General features: G+C 52.2%; 25 protein-coding genes. 22 read left to right on the forward strand and 3 right to left on the reverse strand.

The genetic code is table 11. The features are described 5' to 3' along the window. Positions 1–182 precede the first annotated feature (182 nt). From M8Q36_RS24685 to M8Q36_RS24695, 3 genes are all read left to right on the forward strand, one after another. Complete coding sequence (locus M8Q36_RS24685; protein WP_249882887.1) at positions 183–455, forward strand: hypothetical protein; 273 nt, start codon at positions 183–185, stop codon at positions 453–455. Positions 456–645: 190 nt separating this feature from the next. Beyond that, a complete protein-coding gene (locus M8Q36_RS24690) occupies positions 646–1,125 on the forward strand; it encodes a hypothetical protein (protein WP_249882888.1) in 480 nt (159 codons plus the stop codon). Positions 1,126–1,476: 351 nt separating this feature from the next. Further along, positions 1,477–1,998, forward strand: a complete 522-nt coding sequence (locus M8Q36_RS24695; protein WP_249882889.1) for a hypothetical protein — start codon at positions 1,477–1,479, stop codon at positions 1,996–1,998. Here the strand turns inward: M8Q36_RS24695 and M8Q36_RS24700 are convergent. Both M8Q36_RS24700 and M8Q36_RS24705 read right to left on the reverse strand, forming a co-directional pair. Further along, positions 1,920–3,088, reverse strand: a protein-coding gene (locus M8Q36_RS24700) for an IS3 family transposase (protein WP_249882890.1) whose coding sequence is annotated in 2 segments (ribosomal slippage) — positions 1,920–2,839 and positions 2,839–3,088 — 1,170 coding nt in all. Because the reading frame shifts where the segments join, the coding sequence is not laid out codon by codon here. The two genes, M8Q36_RS24695 and M8Q36_RS24700, sit on opposite strands and share 79 nt — an antisense overlap. Positions 3,089–3,732: 644 nt before the next feature. After that, a complete protein-coding gene (locus tag M8Q36_RS24705) occupies positions 3,733–4,197 on the reverse strand; it encodes a transglycosylase SLT domain-containing protein (RefSeq protein ID WP_249882891.1) in 465 nt (154 codons plus the stop codon). A gap of 424 nt (positions 4,198–4,621) precedes the next feature. Here M8Q36_RS24705 and traM point away from each other — a divergent pair, with 424 nt between their 5' ends. The 19 genes from traM to M8Q36_RS24800 all read left to right on the forward strand — a co-directional run bounded on the left by traM (position 4,622) and on the right by M8Q36_RS24800 (position 24,307). After that, positions 4,622–5,008 carry a conjugal transfer relaxosome DNA-binding protein TraM gene (gene traM, locus M8Q36_RS24710; protein ID WP_249882892.1) on the forward strand — a complete coding sequence of 129 codons (387 nt, stop codon included), beginning with the start codon at positions 4,622–4,624 and terminating at the stop codon, positions 5,006–5,008. 409 nt (positions 5,009–5,417) lie between these two features. Beyond that, on the forward strand, positions 5,418–5,693 hold the full coding sequence (locus M8Q36_RS24715) for a helix-turn-helix domain-containing protein (RefSeq protein ID WP_249882893.1): 276 nt from the start codon (positions 5,418–5,420) through the stop codon (positions 5,691–5,693). Between the two features lie 430 nt (positions 5,694–6,123). Beyond that, positions 6,124–6,462: a type IV conjugative transfer system pilin TraA gene (traA, locus tag M8Q36_RS24720; protein ID WP_249882894.1), complete on the forward strand. Its 339-nt coding sequence runs from the start codon at positions 6,124–6,126 to the stop codon at positions 6,460–6,462. Between the two features lies 1 nt (position 6,463). After that, positions 6,464–6,769: a type IV conjugative transfer system protein TraL gene (traL, locus tag M8Q36_RS24725; protein ID WP_249882895.1), complete on the forward strand. Its 306-nt coding sequence runs from the start codon at positions 6,464–6,466 to the stop codon at positions 6,767–6,769. A 19-nt stretch (positions 6,770–6,788) separates the two neighbouring features. After that, positions 6,789–7,352, forward strand: a complete 564-nt coding sequence (gene traE / locus M8Q36_RS24730; protein ID WP_249882896.1) for a type IV conjugative transfer system protein TraE — start codon at positions 6,789–6,791, stop codon at positions 7,350–7,352. Further along, positions 7,342–8,082: a type-F conjugative transfer system secretin TraK gene (traK, locus tag M8Q36_RS24735; RefSeq protein ID WP_249882897.1), complete on the forward strand. Its 741-nt coding sequence runs from the start codon at positions 7,342–7,344 to the stop codon at positions 8,080–8,082. The genes traE and traK overlap by 11 nt, the downstream gene beginning before the upstream one ends. Continuing rightward, positions 8,069–9,430: an F-type conjugal transfer pilus assembly protein TraB gene (gene traB / locus M8Q36_RS24740; RefSeq protein ID WP_349654614.1), complete on the forward strand. Its 1,362-nt coding sequence runs from the start codon at positions 8,069–8,071 to the stop codon at positions 9,428–9,430. The genes traK and traB overlap by 14 nt, the downstream gene beginning before the upstream one ends. A 574-nt stretch (positions 9,431–10,004) precedes the next feature. After that, positions 10,005–10,598, forward strand: coding sequence for a type IV conjugative transfer system lipoprotein TraV (gene traV / locus M8Q36_RS24745; protein ID WP_249882899.1), 594 nt, complete (start codon positions 10,005–10,007; stop codon positions 10,596–10,598). A 10-nt stretch (positions 10,599–10,608) separates the two neighbouring features. Beyond that, a complete protein-coding gene (gene traC / locus M8Q36_RS24750; RefSeq protein WP_249882900.1) occupies positions 10,609–13,200 on the forward strand; it encodes a type IV secretion system protein TraC in 2,592 nt (863 codons plus the stop codon). Beyond that, a complete protein-coding gene (gene trbI / locus M8Q36_RS24755) occupies positions 13,197–13,649 on the forward strand; it encodes a type-F conjugative transfer system protein TrbI (RefSeq protein WP_249882901.1) in 453 nt (150 codons plus the stop codon). Before traC ends, trbI begins: the two co-directional genes overlap by 4 nt. Beyond that, the gene (gene traW / locus M8Q36_RS24760; protein WP_249882902.1) at positions 13,646–14,284 is read left to right on the forward strand and encodes a type-F conjugative transfer system protein TraW; all 639 of its coding nucleotides are present in this window, start codon (positions 13,646–13,648) and stop codon (positions 14,282–14,284) included. Before trbI ends, traW begins: the two co-directional genes overlap by 4 nt. After that, the gene (gene traU, locus M8Q36_RS24765; protein WP_249882903.1) at positions 14,277–15,278 is read left to right on the forward strand and encodes a conjugal transfer pilus assembly protein TraU; all 1,002 of its coding nucleotides are present in this window, start codon (positions 14,277–14,279) and stop codon (positions 15,276–15,278) included. The genes traW and traU overlap by 8 nt, the downstream gene beginning before the upstream one ends. Positions 15,279–15,624: 346 nt before the next feature. After that, positions 15,625–16,239 carry a type-F conjugative transfer system pilin assembly protein TrbC gene (trbC, locus tag M8Q36_RS24770; protein ID WP_249882904.1) on the forward strand — a complete coding sequence of 205 codons (615 nt, stop codon included), beginning with the start codon at positions 15,625–15,627 and terminating at the stop codon, positions 16,237–16,239. Further along, positions 16,236–18,065 carry a type-F conjugative transfer system mating-pair stabilization protein TraN gene (gene traN, locus M8Q36_RS24775; RefSeq protein WP_249882905.1) on the forward strand — a complete coding sequence of 610 codons (1,830 nt, stop codon included), beginning with the start codon at positions 16,236–16,238 and terminating at the stop codon, positions 18,063–18,065. The genes trbC and traN overlap by 4 nt, the downstream gene beginning before the upstream one ends. Beyond that, positions 18,062–18,850, forward strand: coding sequence for a type-F conjugative transfer system pilin assembly protein TraF (gene traF / locus M8Q36_RS24780; RefSeq protein ID WP_249882906.1), 789 nt, complete (start codon positions 18,062–18,064; stop codon positions 18,848–18,850). Before traN ends, traF begins: the two co-directional genes overlap by 4 nt. Positions 18,851–18,875: 25 nt before the next feature. Next, the gene (gene trbB / locus M8Q36_RS24785) at positions 18,876–19,475 is read left to right on the forward strand and encodes a type-F conjugative transfer system pilin assembly thiol-disulfide isomerase TrbB (protein ID WP_249882907.1); all 600 of its coding nucleotides are present in this window, start codon (positions 18,876–18,878) and stop codon (positions 19,473–19,475) included. After that, positions 19,475–20,836: a conjugal transfer pilus assembly protein TraH gene (gene traH, locus M8Q36_RS24790; protein WP_249882908.1), complete on the forward strand. Its 1,362-nt coding sequence runs from the start codon at positions 19,475–19,477 to the stop codon at positions 20,834–20,836. The genes trbB and traH overlap by 1 nt, the downstream gene beginning before the upstream one ends. Position 20,837: 1 nt before the next feature. Then, positions 20,838–23,735, forward strand: coding sequence for a conjugal transfer mating-pair stabilization protein TraG (traG, locus tag M8Q36_RS24795; protein WP_249882909.1), 2,898 nt, complete (start codon positions 20,838–20,840; stop codon positions 23,733–23,735). Between the two features lie 11 nt (positions 23,736–23,746). Next, complete coding sequence (locus M8Q36_RS24800) at positions 23,747–24,307, forward strand: protein traS (protein ID WP_249882910.1); 561 nt, start codon at positions 23,747–23,749, stop codon at positions 24,305–24,307. Between the two features lie 37 nt (positions 24,308–24,344). On the opposite strand, the gene M8Q36_RS24805 is transcribed toward M8Q36_RS24800, so the two are convergent. After that, complete coding sequence (locus M8Q36_RS24805; protein WP_249883009.1) at positions 24,345–24,623, reverse strand: type II toxin-antitoxin system TacA family antitoxin; 279 nt, start codon at positions 24,621–24,623, stop codon at positions 24,345–24,347. Positions 24,624–24,716 lie beyond the last annotated feature (93 nt).

Below are 24,716 nucleotides of genomic sequence, written 5' to 3' on the forward strand. Positions count from 1 at the left end.
GGGATTAGATACAACCTTCAGTTAGTAATGTTGGTCGATGACCCTGACCATTACCTATAAAACTGAAAGATGACTACCGAATCTGTGGCGTTCCAGACTGATTGCTGGCCTGACGGCGGAGGATCAGCGAAGACCTGCCCCGGGGTGATGCTGAGAGCGAACCTCCCAGCGGGGTAGGAGGCATGATTATTGCCTTCGCCGAAGTGTTGCTGGCGCGGGGATTAAATCCGGCTGAGCAGCTGTTGATCACAGCAGGCGATATCAATCCCCTCGCGGCCGATATGACGTTCATCCAGCTGAGCCCGCTGGGGATACCGGCCATCTTGAACACGGGCAATTCCCTGGCTCTGACGGTGAATAGTACCCGCTATACGTCGGTGTACTATTTCCATCAATGGGAGGGCCGTCTCCGGCTGCATGAGCGTATTCAGGCCATGAGGGTTTTTCTTTCCTGAAATATTTGAAGAGGTCACCGGCAGAGGACATAAACGCTGATGCCGGTTATGACCTGCCTTATGTCAGGACGTAGATAAAACTGTGTCACGTCTTTGATATCCGGGAATACCAGCGTGAAGTCTTTTCTGCTTATGCCGATAATGGCTGAGACGCAAGCCGTTAACCTGAAAAGAAAAAAGGAGATGTGAATTGAACAGACTTACAGGAATCGCTGTTTTATGTCTGGCTCTGATGGGATGCAGTTCTGTACCCACAGACAACAGAGTGCTGAATCTTAAAACAGAAATGCAGTCGCCGGTGTCAGCGCCTTCCACCTGGACCGTACCCGCAGACAGCCTTCTAAAAAAGGCAAAAAACCGAAACCTGATACTCTATCCGCTGCCTCCATTACCGGGAAAACCATTTAACTCAGAGCTGGACAGGAAATTTGCCGCTGCGACCATGTACATAGATTTGTCTCCGGGCAAAGGAAACAGCACTGCCGAGATCAGCGGCGAGATAAATTACTATGATCAGCAGAGGTATGAAAATGGGCACCTGGTGGGAGACAGTATCAGGACAATACCTGTCCCGCTTCAGACCGTTCCGCTGACACTTAATAAACCCGTTTCAGTCAGTCTGCCGCAGGGAATTCGCTATTCCGTCATGCTGACGGACAGTCAGCCCTGAATCTGAAATTTAAATATGTGGAAACCCGACACCTTCAGGTGCCGGGTTTCGGCTACCTTTGCTGCAGTCACGCGTCCGTCTTAGTTTTCATGATTAATTAACAGCAAAGAAATCATGAAATAATGACACCATCCGCAACCATCAACGCGCCGTGCCTTCACGTTAGCCCGGCCGCTGCGGCCAGAAGGGTTCACCCTGTCGTTATGCTCACCCGTTCCCCGTCGAAGCGGTGCATTCAGCCCGCTGTCGACGGCGCGTGCGGCTTCACTGACGCCCTTCCGTCCTTCGCTTTTCTCCGGGCTGTTGTGCCGGCACGGCGCAAACGGTGCCGCATCAACCGGAGACACAAATATGCAGAAACTGACCCGCATAACACTCAGTAGCGGTGAAATGGTCATTTACCTGGATGGCTGGTACCTGACCAGCACGGAGCCGGGCGACCGGGCTGACGGCCTCGATGACATTGTCACCGGCCTGCTCAGTATACCGGGTATGAGGCAACAGGACATTGACGCGCCGTGCCCGGCGCATGAGGACTGGTGCTGGAATGATGTGGCGGACGGAGTGTTTGCCGCGTGCCAGCCTGACGCGGGGGAGTGTACGGTGGCCGCACTGACTGACCGGCTGTCCCGTTACCCGGCAGACGCACTCTGCTGCGGCACGTTCTGGCTGCGGGAGGATTTCCTCGCGCTCGATGCCAGCCTGACAGATGAGCAGATACGACTGGCCATGAAAGTGGCACAGAGAAACCATGATGCAGCAGTCGGGTTTAACTGGGATACGCTTTGTAGTGGTCAACAAAAACTGGCCACCGCTTTAGAGTTTTTCCAGTATCGACTTTCCGATTCGTTTGGTGGTAATCCACCGTTATAGTCATGCGGCCTTAGCGAGCTGTAATACCCGACGATATAGTCTGTGATCGCATGAGCAGCTTCGCTAAAGTTTATATAACCTGTCACTGGCACCCACTCGTTTTTCAGACTCCGGAAGAAGCGTTCCATCGGGCTGTTGTCCCAACAGTTTCCACGTCGGCTCATACTCTGCCTGATCCGGCAACGCCACAGTAACTGCCGGAACTGCCTGCTTGTATAGTGGCTACCCTGGTCACTGTGGAACATCACTCCGGCTGGTTTACCGCGAGCTTCCCACGCCATTTCCAGCGCTTTGATGGTCAGCTTGCTGTCCGGCGAGAATGACATTGCCCAGCCCACCGGTTTCCTTGCGAACAGATCGAGAACAACAGCGAGGTAAGCCCAACGTTTACCTGTCCAGATATACGTCACATCGCCGCACCACACTTGGTTAGGTTCTGTCACTGCGAACTGTCGCTCAAGGTGATTCGGGATAACGATGTGTTCATGACCACCACGTTTATACCGGTGGGTAGGCTGCTGACAACTCACCAGCCCCAGTTCTTTCATGAGCCTGCCGGCAAGCCAGCGTCCCATTTTGAAGCCTCTCAGGGTTGCCATAATCGCGATACTTCTTGCGCCAGCAGAGCCATGGCTGATGTTATGCAGTTCCAGAACCTGACTGCGTAACACAGCTCGCCTGCCGTCTGGCTTTTCGGGGGTTTTCACCCAGTATTTGTAGCTGCTGCGATGAACCCCGAACACGTGGCAAAGTGTGACCACAGGATACTGCGCTCTGAGTTTCCCGATTAACGAGAACTGTTCAGGGAGTCTGACATCAAGAGCGCGGTAGCCTTTTTTAATATGTCGTTTTCCATTTCCATGCGTTGTAGCTTTTTCTTCAGCTCACGTATTTCAATCTGTTCCGGGGTTATAGGTGAGGCTTCAGGTATTTTGCCCTGTCGTTCATCCCGTAGCTGCTTTACCCATCGCGTCATTGTAGAAAGACCCACATCCATAGCGCTGGCCGCAGCTGCAACGGTATAGTTCTGATCAAGTACCAGTTGAGCGGATTCGCGTTTAAATTCTGCACTGAAATTTCTTTTTTTCATTGAGGCACCTGTAATGTTCTGAGGTGAGCATATCACCTCTGTTCAGGTGGCCAAATTCAGTAAACCACTACACTTCAGGCAGCTATTGAATGCGTTAAGGGCTGAGGAACGGCAGGCTGCGCGCTGAAGAAGGGAGGAAAGAGAAAAAAGGGGCAGGGGACATCATCTCCTGCTGGCTACATAAACTCAGTGGCACCTGAACCTTGTGCTCTTTATGCCACCTATTCTGGCAGACGAACCTTAACTGGACATTAATTAACCATAAAAATAGCGTGGTAAACGGGTTTTTCCTGCACATCTCCTGCTGACAGGATAAGGCCGCAACGCCGTTCCGCCGTTGCGGGTGTGCACCCTTTATGTTCGCCTGAGGCCATCCCCCTGTCGTTCTCATACGGAGGGCTGGTCTTGATACCGTCATACGCCCTCCCGGAAGGGGATAGCCGTAACGGTTTTTCGCTCAGTGATGAAGCTGAACGATCTAATAAACAGGTTTAGCTGAAACAGCTAATATCAGTAATCGTCAGTATTGAAATTATGGTGATTATTTATGGTCGTAATGTGTTAATTCCGCAGAGGATTGTTTGATTGGTGAAATGCCGAAAGACTTGAAAAGGTCTCATCTCTGAGGTTGTTCCATTTTCTTTTCAGTGTGTTTTTGAATTTTTATAATTTTTTATCGCTCTGTATGTGGCCTCAATTTTTCGTGCATAGACATATCGTTTATGTGCTTGTCTTTCCGATATGCTAAATCCTGCATTATAAGCACCCACTGCCTGCCAGTTGACTCCCCATTTCTTGAACGCAATAGCCAGGTAATACGTTCCTGTATAAATATTCAGACATGGATCAGAAAGAAGGTGCTCCGGTTTAATTCCGTAGCTTGCCAGTTCATCAAAATGTTGCGAATCAACCTGCATTAATCCAGATCCAAAACCAGAAATGGGATTATACCCCATAATGCTGACCCTTAAGTTCGATTCATTCCAGGATATTGCGCGCAACAGATCAGGATCTATATGGTAATCTCTACCGGCCAAATCAAAGCAATCCGTAGCATTCAACATTCCAGAAAAAAATAGCGATAAAAATGTTAACGTAATCCGTTTCATTTCTTTCCTCCTGACACTATGCACGAAATACCATAACCAATCCCGGATTGATATTCAAAAATATGCGCTCCTCATTTCCAAAAGCACCACACACCACGCAAGCAATTGCTTTGCACGAATGCAACCTTGAATCAATCTGTTATGAGAGTTGCCCTGCTGCGATACGCACCATGCTAAAGAAGCCAGAGTATCACTCTACTCTGCCTACACTCTGAAAAGAGTGTTAAAGATACCCTTTCCAGAGTGCGTTATTAAATTCAATGAATTGCTTAGAGTATACTCGTGAGTGTACTCTCTCTTACATACGTATTACACCTGCCTAAAGCTGCTGTTTTTTATAAAACAGTCACCTTCCGCTATGAATATATAATGCAGTGTAGTACTTTTATTACGACAGTTATTATTGGTGATAGAAGGATAATAGATGCCACGTATACAAACTTTTGTCAGTAATCAGGTTCGAAAAGAAATAGAGTCCATGGTTGCAGAGCGCAGGCAGGAAGGTGCAACAGAAGCGGATGCGACGATATCTTCGGTAACGTCAATGCTTATAGAGCTTGGGCTCAGAGTGTACCGGATCCAGAGAGAGAATAGTGAAAAGGGATTCAGTCAAGTGGAGTATAATAAAGTCATTCTTGATAATATCTCAAGAGTGAGAGTGATGTGCACGGAAATAATGAAAATGAGTGCGTTAAGTCACGAGGTTGTAAATAATGGTAATTTTGATCTGGATGTTATTAAAAAATCCGTAATGAAATTTGCAAATGAACAGGTAAATGTTTTCTTTCCAAATGATGATGAGGATGAATAGATTTCACTGTGACCTGATTATGTCTTATGTGTGATGAGGGTGGTTATTTTCTCATTATCAGTCACCGCTGCTTACGTTTTAAATCAACTTGTGATTATATTTATACTCGGCACAAATAAACCTTGTGTTGTTGCAAGTACAACGCCGTGAGGCGCTGGCTTCCATTTTTTGTCTATGTTCTGCTATTAGTAATGCAGGGGTTAATGTTATCTGTCATTTATATTTAACCTGAACTGTTTATTTATAGCTGTTAATATTACAAGATATTTATTTATGTAGGGTGACGCTGTTTTTATATGGAGTAAATGAGGCTCATTTATTTCTATAAGCTATTGGTGAGATAACAGAGGTTGCAACCTCTGTTATCTCTGGCCACCAATAACCTGATATTTATTCACATGAGGTTGCGATGGTTATCATTGATCGTATCTATATAACGCAGTTACGCAAGATATTTCCTGAGATAAGCGATGCTAAAATCGAAGTCTTCACTCTTTTTGTTTATGGAATGACTCGCAAAGATATTGCTAATTTGAAAGGAGTAAGTGTCCAGGCGGTTTCAAAGGCATTACGTGAGTTATGCGACGTTTATGGTGTATCGAAACATGATGTGTTGAAAACGGTTTATGCTATCCGGCTCGATCTTTATAACCATCTTGACTGCCGCGTGGAATCCACAGTTTAAATTTCACGTGTCTAAAACATGACGTCAGGCGCGTCGCGTTTTACCTTTCCAAATCAACCCGGGGTTGTCGGATTTTTCTGTAGAATCGCTCTATTTTCTTTTAATTTCATTTCGATATCTGCTCCTTACTCGGGTTGTTTCTTACAACTGGATGCGCGAGATTTTTTTTGTCATTCTTCTGCCAGCTTTTGATTCACTGCAACGGAACAGTGATTGATGAAACGGAAGCTTTCTGGTCTGCATGCCAGCATGATTGTATTTATGCACTTGATAATGAATGAGCTAATAATGCGTCATGTTAACAGCGGCTGGCACGCAGCTATTGCGATAAGAAATTTGTTACAGCGCCACTGCTATTAAGGTGCCGGAATTACTTAAGCTGCTAATACCGCGTTGAGTGGTTGCAGGGAATTGCATACATGGAGGTTTTATGAATTTATCCTTATCCAAAGGCGGACTCCCCGCGTTTATAAAAAATCGAGCATGGCATGTGGTAGCCAGTAAAAAAGCGCTACTCCGTATGGCTGTGCTGTCTCCATTATTGTTACTGGTAATGGGTCCGATGGCGCAGGCAACGGATCTGCTGGCTGGAGGCAAGGACGATGTGAAAGCCACCTTCGGGGCCGACTCATTCGTCATGATGTGTATCATCATTGCTGAACTGGTCGTTGGTGCGGCGATGTATATCCGCACCAAGAATCTGCTGATTCTGCTGGGTCTGGTGGTTGTTATCGTCTTTACCACTGTTGGTCTGACGTTCGTTAACTGACATGGCGCAAAACGGCTTAGACAAATACCGTTTCCCGAAAACCCTGTCGGAGCAGAACCGCCTTATCGGATTACCGCTTGATGAAGCCCTTCCCGCAGCGGCTGTATTGCTATGGGGATTTTTCACCAGGAAATATTTATTCAGTCTGATTCTCGCGGCCGTTATCTGGCAACTGATCAGGGCGGCGAAACGCGGTAAGAGCTCTCGCTGGTTATATAACTGGTGTTACTGGCACCTGCCTACTGAATTATTCCGGGTGGTATATCGTGTTATTCCCGATTCCAGTTTCAGGAAATGGATCAAGTAAATAACCGCAGGGCGTTAGTATGGAAATCAGTGCGCGCAATTCATCCACCAAAATTATTGCCATTCTTATTCTGTCGCTCACGACGCTGGTCTTTATTCTCGGTTTTGTGGTGGTATGGCTGGCTGTGACGAACCGGGCACTCATCCGCGAGCAGCGTACGGTTGTCACGCCGATGACCTATAACGCCCCGTTTGTGGTTTCGGAAACGAAAGCCGATACCGAGTTTTTCCGGATGATGACGCTATCGTTTCTGGCTCTGCGTCTTAATGTCTCTCCCGAAACGGTGGATTCCAGCCACGCTTTTCTGCTGTCTTTTGTCGAGCCTGAATCCCGGGAGGAATTTAAACAGGTTCTGCAGGAAGAGGCCGCGCAGATCAAAGCTAACGATGTAAATTCCACGTTCTACACCACTGAACTGAATGTCTATCCCGTTGACGGGCGTATCGATGTACGTGGTGTGCTGAAAATGTGGATCGGCAATGCAAAACCTACCACGGAAATAAAAAGTTTCCGGCTTCGTCTGACGTACACCGGAGGCTTCACCCGTATCGGCCGGTTTTATGAGGTGACCGATGAAAAATAACTTTCCGGCGTTATTGTCTGGCGCAGCCATGATGGCTGCTGTGTCCTGGAACGCTCAGGCGCAGCCTCCTGTTACGCTGAGCTTTCCGCAGGGCGGACAGTTCCGGCTCAGTATCAGCAGTACCGATCCTAATATGATTTTTATTCCGGGTGACACCGTCACCGCCATCACTGCCCGGAGTGGCATGCTGGCAGACAAGCGTCTGACGTCTGCCGGGGGCGTACTGTTCACTTCTGTGTCTGCCCGGACGTTCACGCTGTATGTGGAAACTGCGCTGGGGCAGGCCTTCTCTGTCGTGGCCACTCCCATTAAAGGCGAAGGGCGCGTTTATCGGCTGATAAGCGCAGAGCCACCAGCTCGTCCGCAGATCCGTAAATGGGAAACCTCTCAGGCCTACGAAAAGCTGCTTATCAGTCTCAACCGTGGCGTATTAACCGGTGCGATGCCAGAGGGCTATGGCGAGGTGAATACTCGTGCTGACGGTATACGTGTACCCGTTGGTTTTTCGGTTACGCCACAGAAAGCCTGGGACGGCGATCGATTGCGGGCTGATCGGTATGAACTGCGTAATGCCAGTACCCGGAACGTTGCACTTCGCGAGCAGGATTTCTGGAAGCCTGGCGTTCGCGCCGTGATGTTTGATAGCAACGCACAGACCCTGGCGGGCGGAGGAAGAGTGACGGTCACTGTCATCCGTGAAAACGGGGAGAGTGATGATGGCCAACGTTAACAAAGTCGTCCGTCGTCGTCAGGTTGCTTTGCTGGTGGCTCTTGTTCTGGGGATTGGGGCTGGCGGAGCCGGAACCTGGATGATCTCGGAGATGAACCTCAGGAAAGCCTCGCCCATTAAAGTGCCAAAAGGAGAACCCGCGCCGGATATGACCGGGGTGGTGAATCAGTCCTTTGACAATAAAGTGCAACGTTCTGCCATTGCTGAAGCGCAGCGGCTTAATAAGGAGACGCAGACAGAGATCAAAAAGCTGCGTTCGGAAATGGGGCTTGTCAGTCGCGATCTTAAAGGTTCACAGGAGCGTATTCGTGAACTGGAAGACCAGAACCAGTTGCTGCAGACACAACTTGAGGCCGGTAAGAACTTTGATTCCGTCAGTGCCGAACCGCTGCCGGGAGCGCTCACCTCTCCGGGGCAATCTGCCCCACCTGGTGATGTTCCCCCTCCGACCAGCTTCTGGCCAGCAGGCGGCGGGCAGGTACCTGCCGCACCGGTGATGACCCCTGTTCAGCGCCCGGGAATGATGGACAGCCAGGAATTCAGCCGGTCGGATAGCGGCCTGAAAAAAACGCCTTTCCCGTGGATCTCTTCCGGCAGTTTTGCCGAAGCGATTGTGGTGGAAGGTGCGGATACCAATGCGTCCGTCACCGGCGATAAAAATACTGTCCCGATGCAGGTACGCCTCACTGGCAAGGTTCAGATGCCAAACGATCGTGAGTTCGATCTGACCGGCTGCTTTGTGACGCTTGAGGCATGGGGAGATGTCTCCAGTGAGCGTGCCATTGTTCGATCCCGCTCCATCAGCTGCAAACTCGGTGACGACAATATTGATCAGAAGATTGCTGGTCATGTGTCCTTTATGGGCAAGAACGGCATCAAAGGCGAAGTGGTCATGCGTAACGGCCAAATCCTGCTGTATGCGGGTGGCGCAGGCTTCCTGGATGGGATCGGCAAGGGTATTGAGAAAGCCTCCTCCACAACCGTGGGCGTCGGGGCTACAGCCAGCATGAGCGCTGGCGATATCGGCCAGGCAGGGCTCGGTGGCGGCGTCAGTTCCGCGTCCAGAACACTCTCGGATTACTACATCAAACGTGCTGAACAGTACCACCCGGTCATTCCGATTGGTGCGGGTAATGAAGTCACGCTGGTATTCCAGGATGGCTTTCAGCTTGAAACGCTGGAAGAAGCCCGTGCGAAAGCAACTGCACGAAAGACACAACATCAACCTTCTGCCTCATCTGCACCTGCCGCTATGCCGGGCAACACGCCAGACATGCTGAAGCAACTGCAGGATTTCAGGGTAGGAGACATTGTTGATCCGGGTACTGGTCAGGTCGTAGCGCGTTAAACGGGAGCCGGGAACCCGGCGCCACAACACCATAATCCAAAATGGTCAGTGCCCTGGGTGACATGAAAGGGAGGGGCGGTAGCGTGTTCAGGTCGCATTAACAGGAAAACGGTGAAGGCAGACGAACCGGATCAATGACAGGAAGGAAGCACTGTTGAACAGGCTGCACATACAGGCGGTAAGAGGACAGTTAAGTACTCAAGGGGAAAGCATCACCCGGTGTGCATGCTGCGGGAGCAGCATTCAGGAACGGCGTGAGAAAGCGGTGCCCGGAATGCGTACCTGCATGGCGTGCCCGCGGGTACGTGATATTCGCGGGAAAAAGTATCGTAGGTGAATCGTCGGGGAAGGCGATGGCGGCAACGCCACGGCAGGCGTCAGAGCAGCTAAAAGGTGTTTTCACGGTTCGGGTATCTTCGGCGCGATCATTTCGTCAGATGACTGATTAACCCGAGATCGCTCCTGATCTGGCGTGACACCTTTTGTTGTCCGGCGACAGAAATTCAGCCTGTTCACAATGCGCCTGCGGTGCCAGCCAGACTCTTCAGGGCGTTATTTATTAAGGAAAACAGGGATGAAAATAAACACATTTTTACTGGCAGGTTGCGCTCTGCTGCTCTCCGGATGTGCCGGCGTTAAAAGCCGTTTCGACTGCAATGCCACGACGTCGGATACCTGTATGACCATGACGAGGGCCAACCAGCTTGCCCGGGACAAGGCGGCAAACCAGGCGGGAAAGCTGGTTGCGGGCGGACTGCCTTCCCTGGTTGATATCCCGGTCACCTCTGTGGCAGCTGTTCCGTCAGCATCCCCTGGCAGGGTAAGTTCCTCTGATAGTGTGAGTCCCGTCAGCATCATGCCCGGAAAGAGAAACATGAATTCTGTAACGTCATCGCGACTCCCCCATCCGGTAACCGGATCGTCAGTAACAAATGCCCCCCGCCCCGGAGTGTCTGATCCGCGCGTATCCGTGGTCACCTCGGCACCGTCATGCCAGAGCGTGCGTTGTGATAATCCCGGTACCGTTCATCCACAACGTCGTCAGGATCAGATAGCTACGGTCTGGATAGCCCCCTGGGTGGACAGCGATAACGTCTTCCATCAGCCCGGACATGTGTCGTTTGTGGTCAATGCGGCGGACTGGGTGCTTCCGTCGCAGGTGAATTAAGGAGTTTCGGGTGAAAAAATTTCTGCACGTGCTGGAAAATCTGCAGAACGCCTTCCGGATGCCGGATGGTGCGGCGGAGATGACACGCAATCTGGCCAGTCTGGATTTTCCGCAACTCACCAGCGTCCTGCCCTACCGCGATTACGATCGTGACAGTGGGCTGTTTGTAAACCGCAGTTCCGTAGGCTTTCTGCTGCGCGCGGAACCCCTCATCGGTGCCAATGAACAGATTGTCTATGTGCTGGAAGATCTCATCAAAAGTAAGCTGCCGCGCAAGACACCGATTTCATTTCATCTGGTCTCCAGCAAACTGATTGGCGATCAGCTTGATCGGGGGCTGTCTGCGTTTCGCTGGCAGGGGAAGCATGCTGATAAATTTAACCGCATCACCCGGGCGTATTACCAGCGCGCGGCACAGCAGCAGTTCAACAGCCCGACCGGTCTGCCGCTGACCCTGCGTGATTACCGGCTGTATATCGCTTACAGCGTGAAAACGAAGAAGCGGACGGCGGCTGTGATGACGGAAGTCACGCATACCCTGAAAGTCCTTCGTTCCTCGCTGGATGCGGCAAAAATTTTCACGCAGGCAGCAGATGACCATGAACTTGCCACACTGGTTCACGGTTTGGTGAATGCCCGCCATGACCAGCTGTACCCGGATGAAGTCCGTGTCGGGAAATTCGATGAGCTGCATCAGCGCTGCGTTGACCAGCGTATCGGCATTGAGGTACGTCCTGACGAGGTACGCATCAGCCTGGCTGATTGCCAGGGCAGAGCCACCGCCACGCGGGCCATGAATTTTATGCTGGAGAACAACCCGGATCTGTTCATGCTGTGGATGGGGGGCGATAACCTGTCTAATCTGCTCAGTCCGGATCTGACGATCGCCAGCCCGTTTGTTATCACCATGGTGATGGAGGCGGAAGATCAGGTAGCGACGCAGGGAGAAGCCACGCGCAAGTATCTCGACCGGGAGAAAAAAGCGCACTCTCCCTATGCCACCCTGTTCCCCGGCGTCGCCAAACAGGCGAAAGAGTGGAAAGACATTCGCGAGCGTCTAAACAGCAACCAGACCTGTATTGTCCGCTACTACTATAACGTCACCACATTCTGCCCGGATACGGATGAGGATGCTCTGGTCTGCGAACAGCAGGTCATCAACACCTTCAAGAAGAACGGCATCGATCTGTTTTCCCCGACCTATATGCAGTTCCGTAACTGGATAGCGATGATCCCCTTTATCCATGCGGAAGGGTTGTGGGAAGACATCAAAAGGGGAGGAGCTACCTGCCGGGCTGAGAGTATCCAGGCTGTAAACCTGTTGCCGGTGGTGGCTGATAACCGATTGTGTCAGGGGGGATTGCTGACGCCGTCCTATCGTAACCAGCTCGCGTTCCTCGATATCTACGGTGACGGGATAGGTAACACTAACTACAACATGGCGGTAACCGGCACGTCGGGAGCCGGTAAAACGGGTCTGGTACAGCCTATTCTGCGCAGCGTGCTGGACTCCGGTGGTATCGCCTGGGTGTTTGATATGGGGGACGGCTACAAGTCGTTCTGCGAGAACGTGGGCGGTACGTACCTTAACGGAAAATCTCTTAAGTTCAATCCATTTGCCAATATCTCTGACATTAATGAATCTGGTGAACGCATTCGCGACCAGCTGGCGGTACTGGCCAGTCCCAACGGCACACTGGATGAAGTACACCACAGCCTGCTGCTGCGTGGTGTTCAGGACGCCTGGCAGGTACATAAGGAAAAAGCGCGTATCGATCATGTTGTCCGGAAGCTGACCGACCTCCGTGAGGATGAGAGATACCGGAACTCGCCGGGTATCACCAACCGACTGGATGAAATTATCGAGCTGCTCGGGAAGTACTGCTCCTGGGGGATTTACGGCGAATATTTTAACAGCGACGAGCCGTCTCTGACCGATGATGCCCGCTTTATCGTACTGGAACTGGGGGGCCTGCAGGACAAGCCTGATCTGCTGGTTGCGGTGATGTTCTCTCTCATTATCTACATTGAAGACAAGATGTACCGTACGCCGCGCAGCCTGAAGAAATGCTGCGCTATCGATGAAGGCTGGAAGTTGCTCAACTTCAAAAATGAGAAGGTCGGCCAGTTCATTGAAACCGGCTACCGGACAGTACGTCGCCACCGTGGTGCTTTCATCACCATCAGCCAGAACATTAAAGACTTTGATGCCGATGATGCTTCCGGCGCGGCAAAAGCTGCATGGGGTAACTCCGCCTTTAAGGTGATCCTCAAGCAGGATGCATCGGAATTCAAACAGTACAACCAGAACCGCCCCAACCAGTTCAGCGAGCTGGAGCGCAGTGTTATTGCAAAATTCGGGGATGCCAAAGACCAGTGGTTTTCCTCCTTCATGCTGCGCATTAATGATACCTGCAGTTTCCATCGTCTCTTTGTCGATCCGCTCAGCCGGGCCATGTTCAGCTCAAAGGGTGATGACTTCGAATTTATCCGCCAGTGCCGGGAACAGAACATGGATATTCATGACGCGGTGTACCAGCTGGCACAACGTAACTTCCCTGATGAAATGCGCGAGCTGGAAGCGATTGCGGAGGTCGCATGATGTCGGAACTCACTGAAACGGAACAACAGGCTGACGATGCACCGGCAAAACCCACCATTGGCAGAAAGAGCCTGCCCCAACGCGAACGCCGGAAGCGGCGCTGTCTGTGCAGCCTTCTGCTGGTTGCCGTGACCATCCTGTGTGTTAACGCTGCCATTACCTCTCTGATGATTAGCTGGCGCACGCCAACGGTTGTGTCATTTGATATGAAAAAAACGCTGGATCAGTTCACCGAACAGGCCGGTGCGCAGTCGCTGGACGAACCTCAGACTAAAGCAATGACAGCGCGGTTCATGACCAGCCTCAATGCGGAACTACAGAGCTGGCAGTACCGGCATGATGCACTGATCCTGGTGACGCCTGCTGTGGTCAGCGGGGCGGCAGACATCACTGTGGAGATCCAGACCGGGGTGGCTCAGCGGATGGCTGCGGGAGGTGGCAGCCGGTGAGCAAAGATCTGCTGTTACTGTTACTGCTATCCGGCGTGGTACAGGCAAAAAATCTGGGGACATGGGGGGAGATGTACCCCATTGCTGAGCAGGACATGCTCACCACTATCCAGACCCGTCTGAAGGCCATGGAGGCCAGCGGCGAGATGGCCCGGGAACAGGACGCATTCAGGCAACGCGTTATGGAAAATACCCTGCGACCGAAACCGGTTGAAGGACTGACCCTGGCGCAGAAGAACACGACGCACTATATCGATCCGTCGCTGACGATCAGCGAGGATCTGAAAGACCAGCAGGGGCGGGTCTTTGCCCGCAAAGGGCAGGTGATTAACCCGCTGGATACCGTTGCGTTCACCGATACGCTCTACTTTATTGATGCCGATAATCCGCAGCAGTTAGCGTGGATAAAAGCGCAGAAACCTGAAACGCTGACCGCCCGCGTCATTCTGGTTAATGGTGATATCCGGGAGGCGACCAACGCCCTCGATACACGTATTTATTTCGATCAGGACGGCACACTGAGCAGAAAGTTTGCCCTGACGGCTATTCCTGCCCGGGTGACACTCTCAGAAGATCGCCGCCGCCTGCGGATCGATACCTTTGTTGTCCCTGGCTCCGGAGAGAGCCATGAATAGGTTACTGGTTCGGTTACTGCTGGTTTTTGTCTGCGTCTGGCCGTTGATGAGTAAGGCTGACACAACCAATGCCGCTGTGGAGTGTGAGGGGCATTTTGTAAACCCGATCACCGATGTGTGCTGGGAATGCCTTTTTCCGATCACCATTGGCAATGTGCCGGTGGCAAAGGGACGTCAGCCGGACACGCCGAATCCGGCTATGCCTGTCCAGTTTTGTCCGGTGGGGATTTTCTATCGTGTGGGACTGGCCATTGGCTACTGGGAGCCGGTGGCGCTGACGGATGTGACCCGATCGCCTTACTGTATGGTGAATCTGGGTGGGTTCACTATCAACGTGGGGAATGTTGGTACAGGCACCGGCGGGCAGGAGGGCAGAGCAAATCCCGGCGCGTTCTACCATGTCCACTGGTACAAATACCCGCTGACTTACTGGCTGAACATCATCACCTCGATGGGCTGTCTGCAGGGCGGAGACCTGGATATTGGATACCTGTCTGAACTTGATCCAATGTGGGATAACAGCTCGCTCAGCATGATTATCCAGCCTGAAGCGCTTCTGTTCGGTAATGTCATTGCTCAGGCAGCCTGTGCCGCAGATGCTGCCGCAAGTCTGGTGCATATGCCACTGGACACGCTGTTCTGGTGTGCCGGTAGCCAGGGAAGTATGTATCCGTTTAATGGATGGGTCTCAAATGAATTCAGCCCGATGCAGACTTCCCTGCTGCTTAGCGAACGGATGGCATTCAAGCTTCACCGACAGGGCATGATCATGAACAGTGTGGGCGCTGATACGGCGGTCTGCTTTGAATATCCCTCTCCGGTCATGCCCAAAAGTCGCTGGCGTTATCATCTGGTCAATAAATATTCCGATGCAGGACAGTGTCATCCGCTGGGCCGCAGCGTGACGCGCTGGGAAACCGGCAAAAACATGCCTGATGACCGTCGAAACTTCGGGTATCTCTTCTGGCGTAAGCGCAACTGCGTTTTCCTTTAAGGTGCACAGTCTGTTGGTGGGCAAAACAAGCATCGGCTTGTGTGCGCCAGTCACATGCCATAGCGAACAGGCAGAGCAGAAGCCCGCGCAACGTTACGCTATGGCGCTGACATATGGCGGCCTTTCCAGTGCATTCAGGAATGCCGTGAGGCGTCTGTGGCGGTCAGACAGGCACACACATACCCCGGGAATATCTTGCCTTTAGCGACCGAAGAGTCAGCGATTGGCCTGGGGGCGGGACTCGGATGCCGGAAAGCGGAACAAAGATAGTGCACGCCATGCCGGCCAGCGTTCCTGGCGAAATGGCATGCAGCCCGACTCACCCCATACCGGGGAAGGATACCCTATGAATAAAACACTGCTTCTGCTGTTCGGCCTGTTTTTCACTGAGCTGGCTCAGACAACTGAACACACGGAAAACCGCCAGTTCCTCAGGGAACAGCTTAAGCTGGATCGTCAGCGAATTCAGTCATTGCAACACCCGGCGTTTCTGAAGGCGATCCCTTCACTGGCACCACGGGATCAGTCGTTCCTTGACGCTCAGGCTCAGCAGTTCCGGCAGTCTGTGCAGCCCGGAGAACGCCCTGTTGATGCGGCGCTGGTCTTTGTCTCCTTCTCGATGCCACCTGATGAGCTGAAACAACGGGTTCAGGATGCCGCAGGACTCCATATCCCGGTGGTGATCCGGGGTATGGTCAATGGCGACATGCGGGCCACGGCGAATGCTGTCGCAGACCTGGTGAAAGAGAGCAATAGCGGAGGTGTGCAGATAGATCCGACCACCTTCCGTCAATACGCCATCACTGCCGTACCGGTGCTGATTGTCGCCTGCGGTAAGCGGGGCGATAAAATTGATCGTCTTCAGGGGGATCTCACCCTGCGTCAGGCACTGAAGCGCGTGGCAGAAGAGGGGGACTGTGCGCAAACCGCAAAAAGCCTGCTGGGCGAAGAGTCCGAATGAAACGAATACGCCTTTTGCTGGTGGTTGTGGCACAGATTTTTATCGTGAAGCCATTGATTGCTAACGACCCGTTTAATCAGGGAATACAACAGGGAAAAGTGAGCAAAAACCAGGGCGCTGATGCCATTGGCGGATTCAACCCTGCTGAAATTTTTCCCGGTTACACGACGACGCCTGCGGAAAGCGGGTACTACGGCGGGGTGACATCTTCAGGTGTGGATATGACATCACCGGGTTCTGCTGCGCTAAACCATTCCGAAGCCGGAAAAACCATCACGGAATCCATTCTTAATACACCGGCAGACAACCAACCCTCGCTGGATGCACCGTTTATCGCCGAAGGACTGGATATGCAGGTAAAAGCGGACACCCTCACTGGCGGTGGCGTTGACGGGTGTGTGGAACAGCCTGCGGGTTTTACTGAAATCACCACCCATCAGTGTCTGCGGGATACGAAAATTGAGCAGTACTGCACACGCACCGCGACAATAACCGGTGACTGGAAAGATACGAGCGAGATTAAAACCTACACCCTTACGGCGTTTAGTTTCAGTCGCGCCGGAAAGCAGATCGTCTTCAGTGTGACTGCCCCGGATGCAGGCATCATCCGTAGTGCAAGCCTGAGCGTAACCACGCAGAACTATCTCTGGAATTCTCTGGCCAGTTTTATGAGCACGACATTCCGTCTGACCTGGAATGACACCATAGCGCTTAGTCCTGCGGCAGGGATGGTGCTGGCTAAAGGGCAGGTGCTCAGTGGAACAAGCTGCAGCGCGAACGGCAGCTGTACCGGAACGCTGGATAACATCATCTTTAACGATCTCACGGGAGGAAAAACACGCTTCGCGCTGACGCTGGTGATGCAGGTAAAAAGTCGGGAGTGGGTGCCGCGGGTAGAGTGGTCTGAATATTGCCCATTCAGCAAGACGGAAGGGGCAATGACCGGCTCGCAGTGTGTGGAACCTGGGGGTACCCGAACCGTTGTCGTGGAGGGGAAAAACTACAGCATTTACCAGGACTGCTGGAGATGGCAGGACACCTGGCTGACCCAGACTGAGACAGAGGGAACCTGCGGGGAGTACATGAGGGATGCCGCCTGCACAGTGGCGCGTAGCCAGTGTGCCGATACCGTGGATGGTTTTTGTGTGAGTCAGCAGGTGACGTATTCGTGTGAACGGAACAGGACAGGAAACGGCAAGATTTGTGGGGGTGAGTTCTTCTGTACGGACGGCAGTTGCGCTCAGGGGCAGGCAGGCACCAGCAACATGTTTGCCAGGGCTGTATCCGCGCTGGCCGCTGTCGCCGCAGTGGGGAAAGATGTTGCAGAACTGAATGGTGAAAATGTCCGTGCATTCACGGGTGAAGCCAGATCCTGCAAAAAAATGGCGGCAGGTTTCAACAACTGCTGTAAGGATTCCGGATGGGGACAGGATACAGGTCTGTCGGACTGCAGCAGCAATGAAAAGGCGCTGGGAAAGGCCAAAGAGAAGAAACTGACGGTCTATGTCGGGGAATACTGCAGTAAAAAAGTTCTTGGCGTGTGTCTGGAGAAAAAACGCGGCTACTGCCAGTTTAACTCCAAACTGGCGCGCATTGTCCAGGAGCAGGGGCGTCGTGATCAACTGGGCATTGGCTTCGGTGATGGTAAATCGCCGGACTGCCGTGGCATTACGGTGGATGAACTGCAGCGTCTCGATTTCGGCGTGATGAATTTTAGCGATTTTTACACTGACCTCACTGCCGGGAGCGATATCCCGGAAGACCAGGCGTTGCTGAATAAAGCGCAGGCCATCATCGCGGAGAAGATGAAGGAGACCGCGCCATGAGAAGTGTCAGCTGTCTCGTCGGTGCGTTTTCCCTTCTGATTACCGTATCACTACATGCGGCACCCGAAGATGTGCTGGTGGCCGGGTACGCGCGGGAAGAGGGATGGCAGTGGTATAACCCGGATGCTGAAGACGCAGAGTCCGAACCTGCTCCGGCACCGACAGTGCAGGAACCTCTGGCCGGCATGACACCATCAGAGCAGAAAAAGAGGCTCCAGCAGGCAACCCGCGAAGCGCTGGATACCGCCATCCTGTATCCGTCTGTGGAACATTTCCGCCGGTTTATGACGCTGCAGAACTTCTGGACAGACCGGGCGACCGATTTTACCCGGACGGCAAAACTGGCCCGGCTGAAGTATCCGGAACTGGATTACAACGTAAAACGCAGCCATTACAACGGCACGGTAGAAGCCCGCCAGCAGGAAGAGCAGAAGATTCAGCGCGCGGTTATCAGCCAGGTGGCGCAGCGTTATGGACTCTTCTTTTTCTACCGGGGAAATAATGCTGTCGACACCCTGATGGCCGGGGTGATCCGCGCGTTTTGTGAAGAGCGTGGGATCAGCCTGATGGCCGTCAGCGTGGATGGAAAAATCAGCGACCAGTTACCGCGCAGCCGCGTCGACAGTGGCCAGGCAGAACAGATGCGCGTCACCCACTTCCCGGCCACGTTTCTGGTTGATCCGAAAACTCACCAGTGGCAGCCCCTTGCCTGGGGGTTTATGAGTCATGACGACCTGGATCGCCAGATGGTCAGCGTCCTGACCCATTTTGCGCCGACTTACTGATATCACCTGCCTTTTGAGGTATTCCATGCGTATGACTGTATTGCAGATCGCCATGCTGAGGGTGGCGATGTTGTCCGCCTGTCTGCAGGCCGGAACTCTGGATGATATTCGTGCTCTCGAAGCCAGAAAAACGGGGCATATTGCCCCTGCAATGGATCCTACCACTCTGCCAGGAGCAACCACCGACCGAACTGCTCAGGGGGCGACGCCTGTGTGGTACACACTGAGTGATGGCAGAAAAGTCAATCTGCGGGACTGGAAGGTGGTGCTGTTTATGCAGTCGACCTGTCAGTATTGCCGCCAGTTCGCTCCGGTACTGAAAACCTTTTCTCAGCAGACCGGTCTTGATGTCTTTCCCGTCAGCCTGGACGGGAAGGGCGATGCTGAGTTCCCCGATGTGCTCCCGGCCACCCCTGATGTGATGGTGGAGTACTTCCAGAGTGGGTTGCCTGTGGCCACCCCGACCACCTTTCTGACCAACGTCAACACGATGGAAACCTGGCCGCTGCTGCAGGGGGCGGCAGGATCCGGTGAGTTTCGCAACCGGCTCGATGATGTCCTGCGCATGGCGCAGGATCGGCAGCCAGGAAAAAAACGTCTGGCTCATTTTCAGGGACAACGCTGATGCGACTGGAACCGCTTTGCCTGGCGTTCGTGCTGAGCCTGTACAGTGCAGGGACTGCGTATGCCGGACTGCAGGACGATATGAACAATTTTTTTAATGATATGAGCTATGCCAGCAACACCACAACGGCAAAAGTCTGGCAGGGGCAAGCCGCTCGCTATGTGTCCGGGGGATCGTTCTACGCCCGCACCGGTAACAAGAATATTCAGCTGGTTTCTATCAGTCTTCCCTCTATCAACGCCGGGTGTGGTGGCATCGATGTCTATCTGGGCGGGTTCTCCTTTATTAACTCTGACCAGATCATCGCTTTTGTGAAACAGACGATGGCTAATTCGACGGGCTACTTTTTCGATCTCGCGCTGGAAACTACCGTGCCGGAACTGAAAGCTGCGAAGGATTTTCTGCAGAAGATGGCGGCAGATATTAACCGTTTCAGTATGTCCAGTTGTCAGGCGGCAAAGGCGATGGTCGACAGCGTGGCGTCGCGGTGGGGAGAGAGTCAACAGAATGTATGCCAGTCTGTTGGGGTGCAGAAAAGTGTTTTTGCTGACTGGGTCGCGTCCCGTCAGGGCTGTACCTCCGGCGGGAAATACGGCGCTGTCACGGATAAAGCCACGGGGGCGGAAAAGGATCAGGTTCTGACAAATATCAACCTGATGTGGGATGCGCTTGGTAATAGCGTGCTCAGTAGCAATGCAGAACTGCGTCAGTTTGCCATGAGCCTCAGTGGTTCGGTGATTTTCGGTAGTTCAGGAGAAGTGAGGATATTGTCCTCAATGGCGTCGGATCGCAGTTTATTGACGGCGATGATGAGTGGCGGCAGTGCGAAGGTGTACGTCTGCGATAACCAGAATAAATGCCTGGCGCCAACCCTGAATAATGTCACTGTTTCAGCAGATAAATCCCTCATTAAGATGGTGCAGGACATGCTGACCAGTATCGAGAACAAAGCCATCACCGACACGCCGCTGACGGAAAAAGAGAAGCAGTTCATCAACAGTACTTCTATCCCCATTTTCGCCTGGATTGTTGATCAGTCGTCACTGAGTGTCTCCCGGTCCCTGTTTGCCCAGATGACGGATTACATCGCGGTCGATATCTACCTGCAGTATCTGGAAGCCGTAATGAAGGTGGTTAATGGTTCGCTGGCAACCAAAGATTATCCGGGAGCCAGCATGAAGCAACTGAAAAACGGTCTGGCCGATGCGCGTCAGGCGCTTAATTCGCTGCGCATGGAGGTGCAGATTAAGGAAGAAGCGCTGATCTCTGCGCAACAGCAAATCCGCTTTATCCGTCAGCAGGTTTCCTCAAGGATGAGCGATCGCGTACTGGGTAATTACCAGTTCAGTCGGGTGAACTGAAATGGCCGTTGATACGATTTATACGGTTGCAGGCGGGGCGTGGTTTCAGGATACGCTGAATGGCGTGGCGGTATTTTTTAGCAGTCGATCCGGGGATATGCTGATTGCCATGGCCACCGCCGTGTCGGTGTGTGTCGGCGCTGCGACGTATATCCGCACCCGGAACCTGATGGATTTGATTAAATGGGCAGGATTTTACGTTCTGGTCGTTGCCGTTCTGGTTGGTGATAAGCGGAATGTGCAAATTATTGACCTGTCTGAACCTGCGGCTATCTATCAGGTGGACAATGTCCCTGGCGGCCTCGCTGCCCCGGCCAGCCTGATCACCCGCATTGGTGCCGGTTTGGCACAGGTGTACGACACGATTTTTGCCCGCCCTGATGCACTTACCTACAGCAAAACCGGGATGCTGTTCGGGGCGCAACTGGCGGCGGGGAGCAGTGATTTTCGGTTCTCAGAGCCTGAGATCCAGCGATTGTTTGCTGATTACGTTCATAACTGCGTGGTGGGTGACATTATGCTGAATAATAAATACAGCATTGGTGACCTGATGAATACCACCGATCCGTATGCCCTGATTTTCAGTAACCCCAGCCCGCTGCGTGGTCTGTATGATAAAAACCGCGTCTTTCTGACCTGCGAACAGGCCGCAACAAAAATTAACACTGACTCGGGTGATATCAGTGGACGGAACGTGTTCCCGTTTCTTCAGCAGGTGCTTAACCGGATGCACGGTTTCACGAATCAGGTTTTTGGCCCATCGAACGGTGCCAGTACGGCACTGTTCACGGAAATGCTTGGTGACAGCTATAACTATTTCCACGGCAATTCCATGACATCCACCGACATCATTCGTAAGAACGTGGTGATGAATGGCCTGCGAAGTGGTCTGGAGAGTTTTTCTGCCCAGAATGGCGATACCGCCGGGCTGGTCAATACTGCCACGCAGACCTCAATGGCAAAAATGCGTCTGTCCCAGGCAACCAGCGCATCCATCGCCGCTAATACGCTGCCGGTGATGCACAGCGTACTGCTGGGCATGACAATGGCGCTGTTCCCGGTACTGATTGTTCTGGCTGTGGTCAGTTCCCTGTCCTGGGCCATTATCAAAGGCTATATCTACACCATCGCCTATCTGCAAATGTGGCCAGTGCTCTTCTCCATTCTGAATCATGCGATGAATTTTTACCTGCAGGGGAAACTCAACGGTACTGCGGTGACGCTGGCTACGTTTGACCAGGTGCAGAACACCTACTCGGATATCGGTACCACTGCAGGCTGGCTGGCGCTCTCCATACCCTTTGTCGCGTGGGGTATGGTGAAAGGCCTGGGGCAAGTGGTGTCGCAGGCCGGGAACTATCTCGGCCAGACGCTGCAATCCGTTTCCACGCAGTCATCATCGCAGGCGGCGGACGGTAACTGGCAGTTTAATAATATGACCACCGGCAACGTGCAGGGAAACAAGTGGGACACCAACTACAGCCATCGTGAAGGGCATATGACCAGCCAGCTGGCGAGCGGGGCGACAAAAACACTGACGTCGTCAGGGCAGCAGGTGTTCAATAATGCTGAGTCCACCTCAAAATTGCCGGTGGAGGTCATGCTGGGTAAGACGGCGACGAGTAGCTGGCAGAAACAGCAGCGCGATGCTTTTAACGAGGCACAAAGTCTGAGCGACAGCCTTTCTCAGACCTCCAGTCTGGCGACATCACAGCTAAACCAGTGGAGTCAGCAGCGTGGAAACAGTGATACCACGGTTTCGGGTACCGACTTGTCTGTTAACAGCAATCTCACCCGCGCCCTGAACACCATTAAGTCTGTTGGCTCCCGATACGCCCGGGATGAAAATACTTCTCTGGCCGAAGGGATACGCGCAGCGGCAACCACCAGTCAGGAGCTGAGTGCAGGCGCGGGCGGAAGTGCGCAGATATCGTTTGATACTGACAGACTGCTTCTGGGTAAAGTTGCCGGACTTGCAACAGGCGTGAAGGGCTCGCTGGAGGGACACCTGAAGGCTGAATACGCAAGCAGAAGTGGCTCGTCGCAGGGTACCAGTACCGACAGGATCCACCAGGGCGCAACCAGCAGAGGATTCAGTGCGCAGGAGCTGAAGGATTTTCGCGACGCTATGGACGTGGTGACCTCCACCCGGGTGACAGACAGCGGCAGTCACACTGACAATGCCTCATCGTCCCTTACCGACCAACTCTCTACCACGTTCTCGCATCTGAAAAGTCAGGCATCGCAGTTGAATGATGCAGTGACCCGCAGCCATGAATATTCACAGCTGGCCAGCTATGCAGAGAATAACAGTGCGAACATTAATCAGAACTACGCTCAGGAGTTTGTTGGCTATGTCGCCGATAAGCGCCCGGCTGAAGCTGATGAAATATTATCCAACGCCGCCAGCCCTGAAGTGCGTGCAGAACGTGACAAACTGCTACAGGAATTTGTGGAAGATCGCATGAAACCTCAAGTGCTGCGGGAGTTTGAACATAACAAAGGTCATACCGGTGAGGGAATGGGGCATGTGGGCGCATCATCAGGGCATCCCGATCTGCAAAGTGAATACCGCCAACAGCAGAGCCGCATGGGATCACTGGCCAGTGAGAATGGTGTGAAACACGGTGGCGAGGTTGGCGCAGATGTACAACATCGCCGCAGCCGGGCTGGATCTCAGGTTGATAACGATAAAGAATCGGTGAGTTTATCGGGTCATTCCTTGAAGACGGATTACCATCGTTTGCAAAAAGAACACGAGCAGGGTAATAAACAATTTTATGATGCCAGAAGCGAGGGAGAAAAAAGTCAAATTGATAAAACGGGAGATAATCATCGAGGAAGGGAAAATTTGAACCGGATCAAGGATGAGGTTCAGAAGGGATTAAATAAAAAGTGAGAGGGAAAAACGTGAAACGGTCAGAACTGGAAAAGGATGCGGATTATATTCTTGCTGAGTTTGAAAACAGAGATTATGAAATTCCATCGAATCACCAAATTCTGAAGATTATTTTCAGCAGGTTAATGATTGTCTATGCCATTCAGATAATGTTTATTGTTGCTGATGGCGTATTTAATCATGAACAAGGTGAGTATCCATTTTTTTATACCCTGGCACTGGCTCTGGGATCAAATCTCTTTTTCACCCTTGCCTTTCTCATGTCATCCTATAATCCTGTCTGCATAAGGATTGCATTAGGCGATGAAATAGGTAAGCAGTCGATTTTAATCGGCCTGGTTGAGAAAAAGATCCACTTCTATAGTGTTTTCCTCCTGTGTACAAACGCCATCGTTGGTTTAATTTTACTGTGGGCTGGTGAGCGTTTTGTTGCGGGTCTGGGGTTCTCATGGTTTGGGACGTACCTGATAAGCGTTCTTTGTTTACAGGGCTCCTTATCCAGATACATGACACCTGCGGTGGTTCACAGTCTGTCAAAAGTACAGGAACTGCTCTCTGCATCACCAAAATAAGCCATATTGTGCCCGGGATTTAAGGGTTCCGGGGCGCTTATTCCCATGGTGATTTACGACTCATCAAATCGTTGAGCCGGGCCTGTCGTTCGGGGGGGATGGGCGCATCCAGTTCAGCAAGGAACGCATCATATTGCTTATCGTCCAGTATGAATAAACGCTGATCAAGCAGGATGTCCCGAGCCTCACGACATGCAGCTTCAGGGACAACGTCGGTACGTGATGTTGATACAAGGTGTGCCTGCAAATCTATCAGGTCACGCTGGGATGTTTTTGCCCGTATGTAAATTGGGGCTTCGCTTGATTCTGTTTTTATAAACAACTCTGTGTAGCTTTTATATCCACAATTATATTCTGCGTGTATTAAATTGCTAAATAAATTTCTGTTATTCAATTAGTTATTCCTTTA

Source organism: Kosakonia sp. R1.Fl, assembly GCF_023516815.1.
Classification (GTDB): domain Bacteria; phylum Pseudomonadota; class Gammaproteobacteria; order Enterobacterales; family Enterobacteriaceae; genus Kosakonia.

Coding starts and splice junctions, on each gene's coding strand:
- traL (WP_249882895.1), top strand. CDS start 6,464: ATGGCGCAAAACGGCTTAGACAAATACCGTTTCCCGAAAACCCTGTCG.
- trbC (WP_249882904.1), top strand. CDS start 15,625: ATGAATAAAACACTGCTTCTGCTGTTCGGCCTGTTTTTCACTGAGCTG.
- traK (WP_249882897.1), top strand. CDS start 7,342: ATGAAAAATAACTTTCCGGCGTTATTGTCTGGCGCAGCCATGATGGCT.
- M8Q36_RS24685 (WP_249882887.1), top strand. CDS start 183: ATGATTATTGCCTTCGCCGAAGTGTTGCTGGCGCGGGGATTAAATCCG.
- M8Q36_RS24715 (WP_249882893.1), top strand. CDS start 5,418: ATGGTTATCATTGATCGTATCTATATAACGCAGTTACGCAAGATATTT.
- traV (WP_249882899.1), top strand. CDS start 10,005: ATGAAAATAAACACATTTTTACTGGCAGGTTGCGCTCTGCTGCTCTCC.
- traM (WP_249882892.1), top strand. CDS start 4,622: ATGCCACGTATACAAACTTTTGTCAGTAATCAGGTTCGAAAAGAAATA.
- traU (WP_249882903.1), top strand. CDS start 14,277: ATGAATAGGTTACTGGTTCGGTTACTGCTGGTTTTTGTCTGCGTCTGG.
- traF (WP_249882906.1), top strand. CDS start 18,062: ATGAGAAGTGTCAGCTGTCTCGTCGGTGCGTTTTCCCTTCTGATTACC.
- traN (WP_249882905.1), top strand. CDS start 16,236: ATGAAACGAATACGCCTTTTGCTGGTGGTTGTGGCACAGATTTTTATC.
- traA (WP_249882894.1), top strand. CDS start 6,124: ATGAATTTATCCTTATCCAAAGGCGGACTCCCCGCGTTTATAAAAAAT.
- trbB (WP_249882907.1), top strand. CDS start 18,876: ATGCGTATGACTGTATTGCAGATCGCCATGCTGAGGGTGGCGATGTTG.
- traG (WP_249882909.1), top strand. CDS start 20,838: ATGGCCGTTGATACGATTTATACGGTTGCAGGCGGGGCGTGGTTTCAG.
- traE (WP_249882896.1), top strand. CDS start 6,789: ATGGAAATCAGTGCGCGCAATTCATCCACCAAAATTATTGCCATTCTT.
- trbI (WP_249882901.1), top strand. CDS start 13,197: ATGATGTCGGAACTCACTGAAACGGAACAACAGGCTGACGATGCACCG.
- traH (WP_249882908.1), top strand. CDS start 19,475: ATGCGACTGGAACCGCTTTGCCTGGCGTTCGTGCTGAGCCTGTACAGT.
- M8Q36_RS24695 (WP_249882889.1), top strand. CDS start 1,477: ATGCAGAAACTGACCCGCATAACACTCAGTAGCGGTGAAATGGTCATT.
- traB (WP_349654614.1), top strand. CDS start 8,069: ATGGCCAACGTTAACAAAGTCGTCCGTCGTCGTCAGGTTGCTTTGCTG.
- M8Q36_RS24705 (WP_249882891.1), bottom strand. CDS start 4,197: ATGAAACGGATTACGTTAACATTTTTATCGCTATTTTTTTCTGGAATG.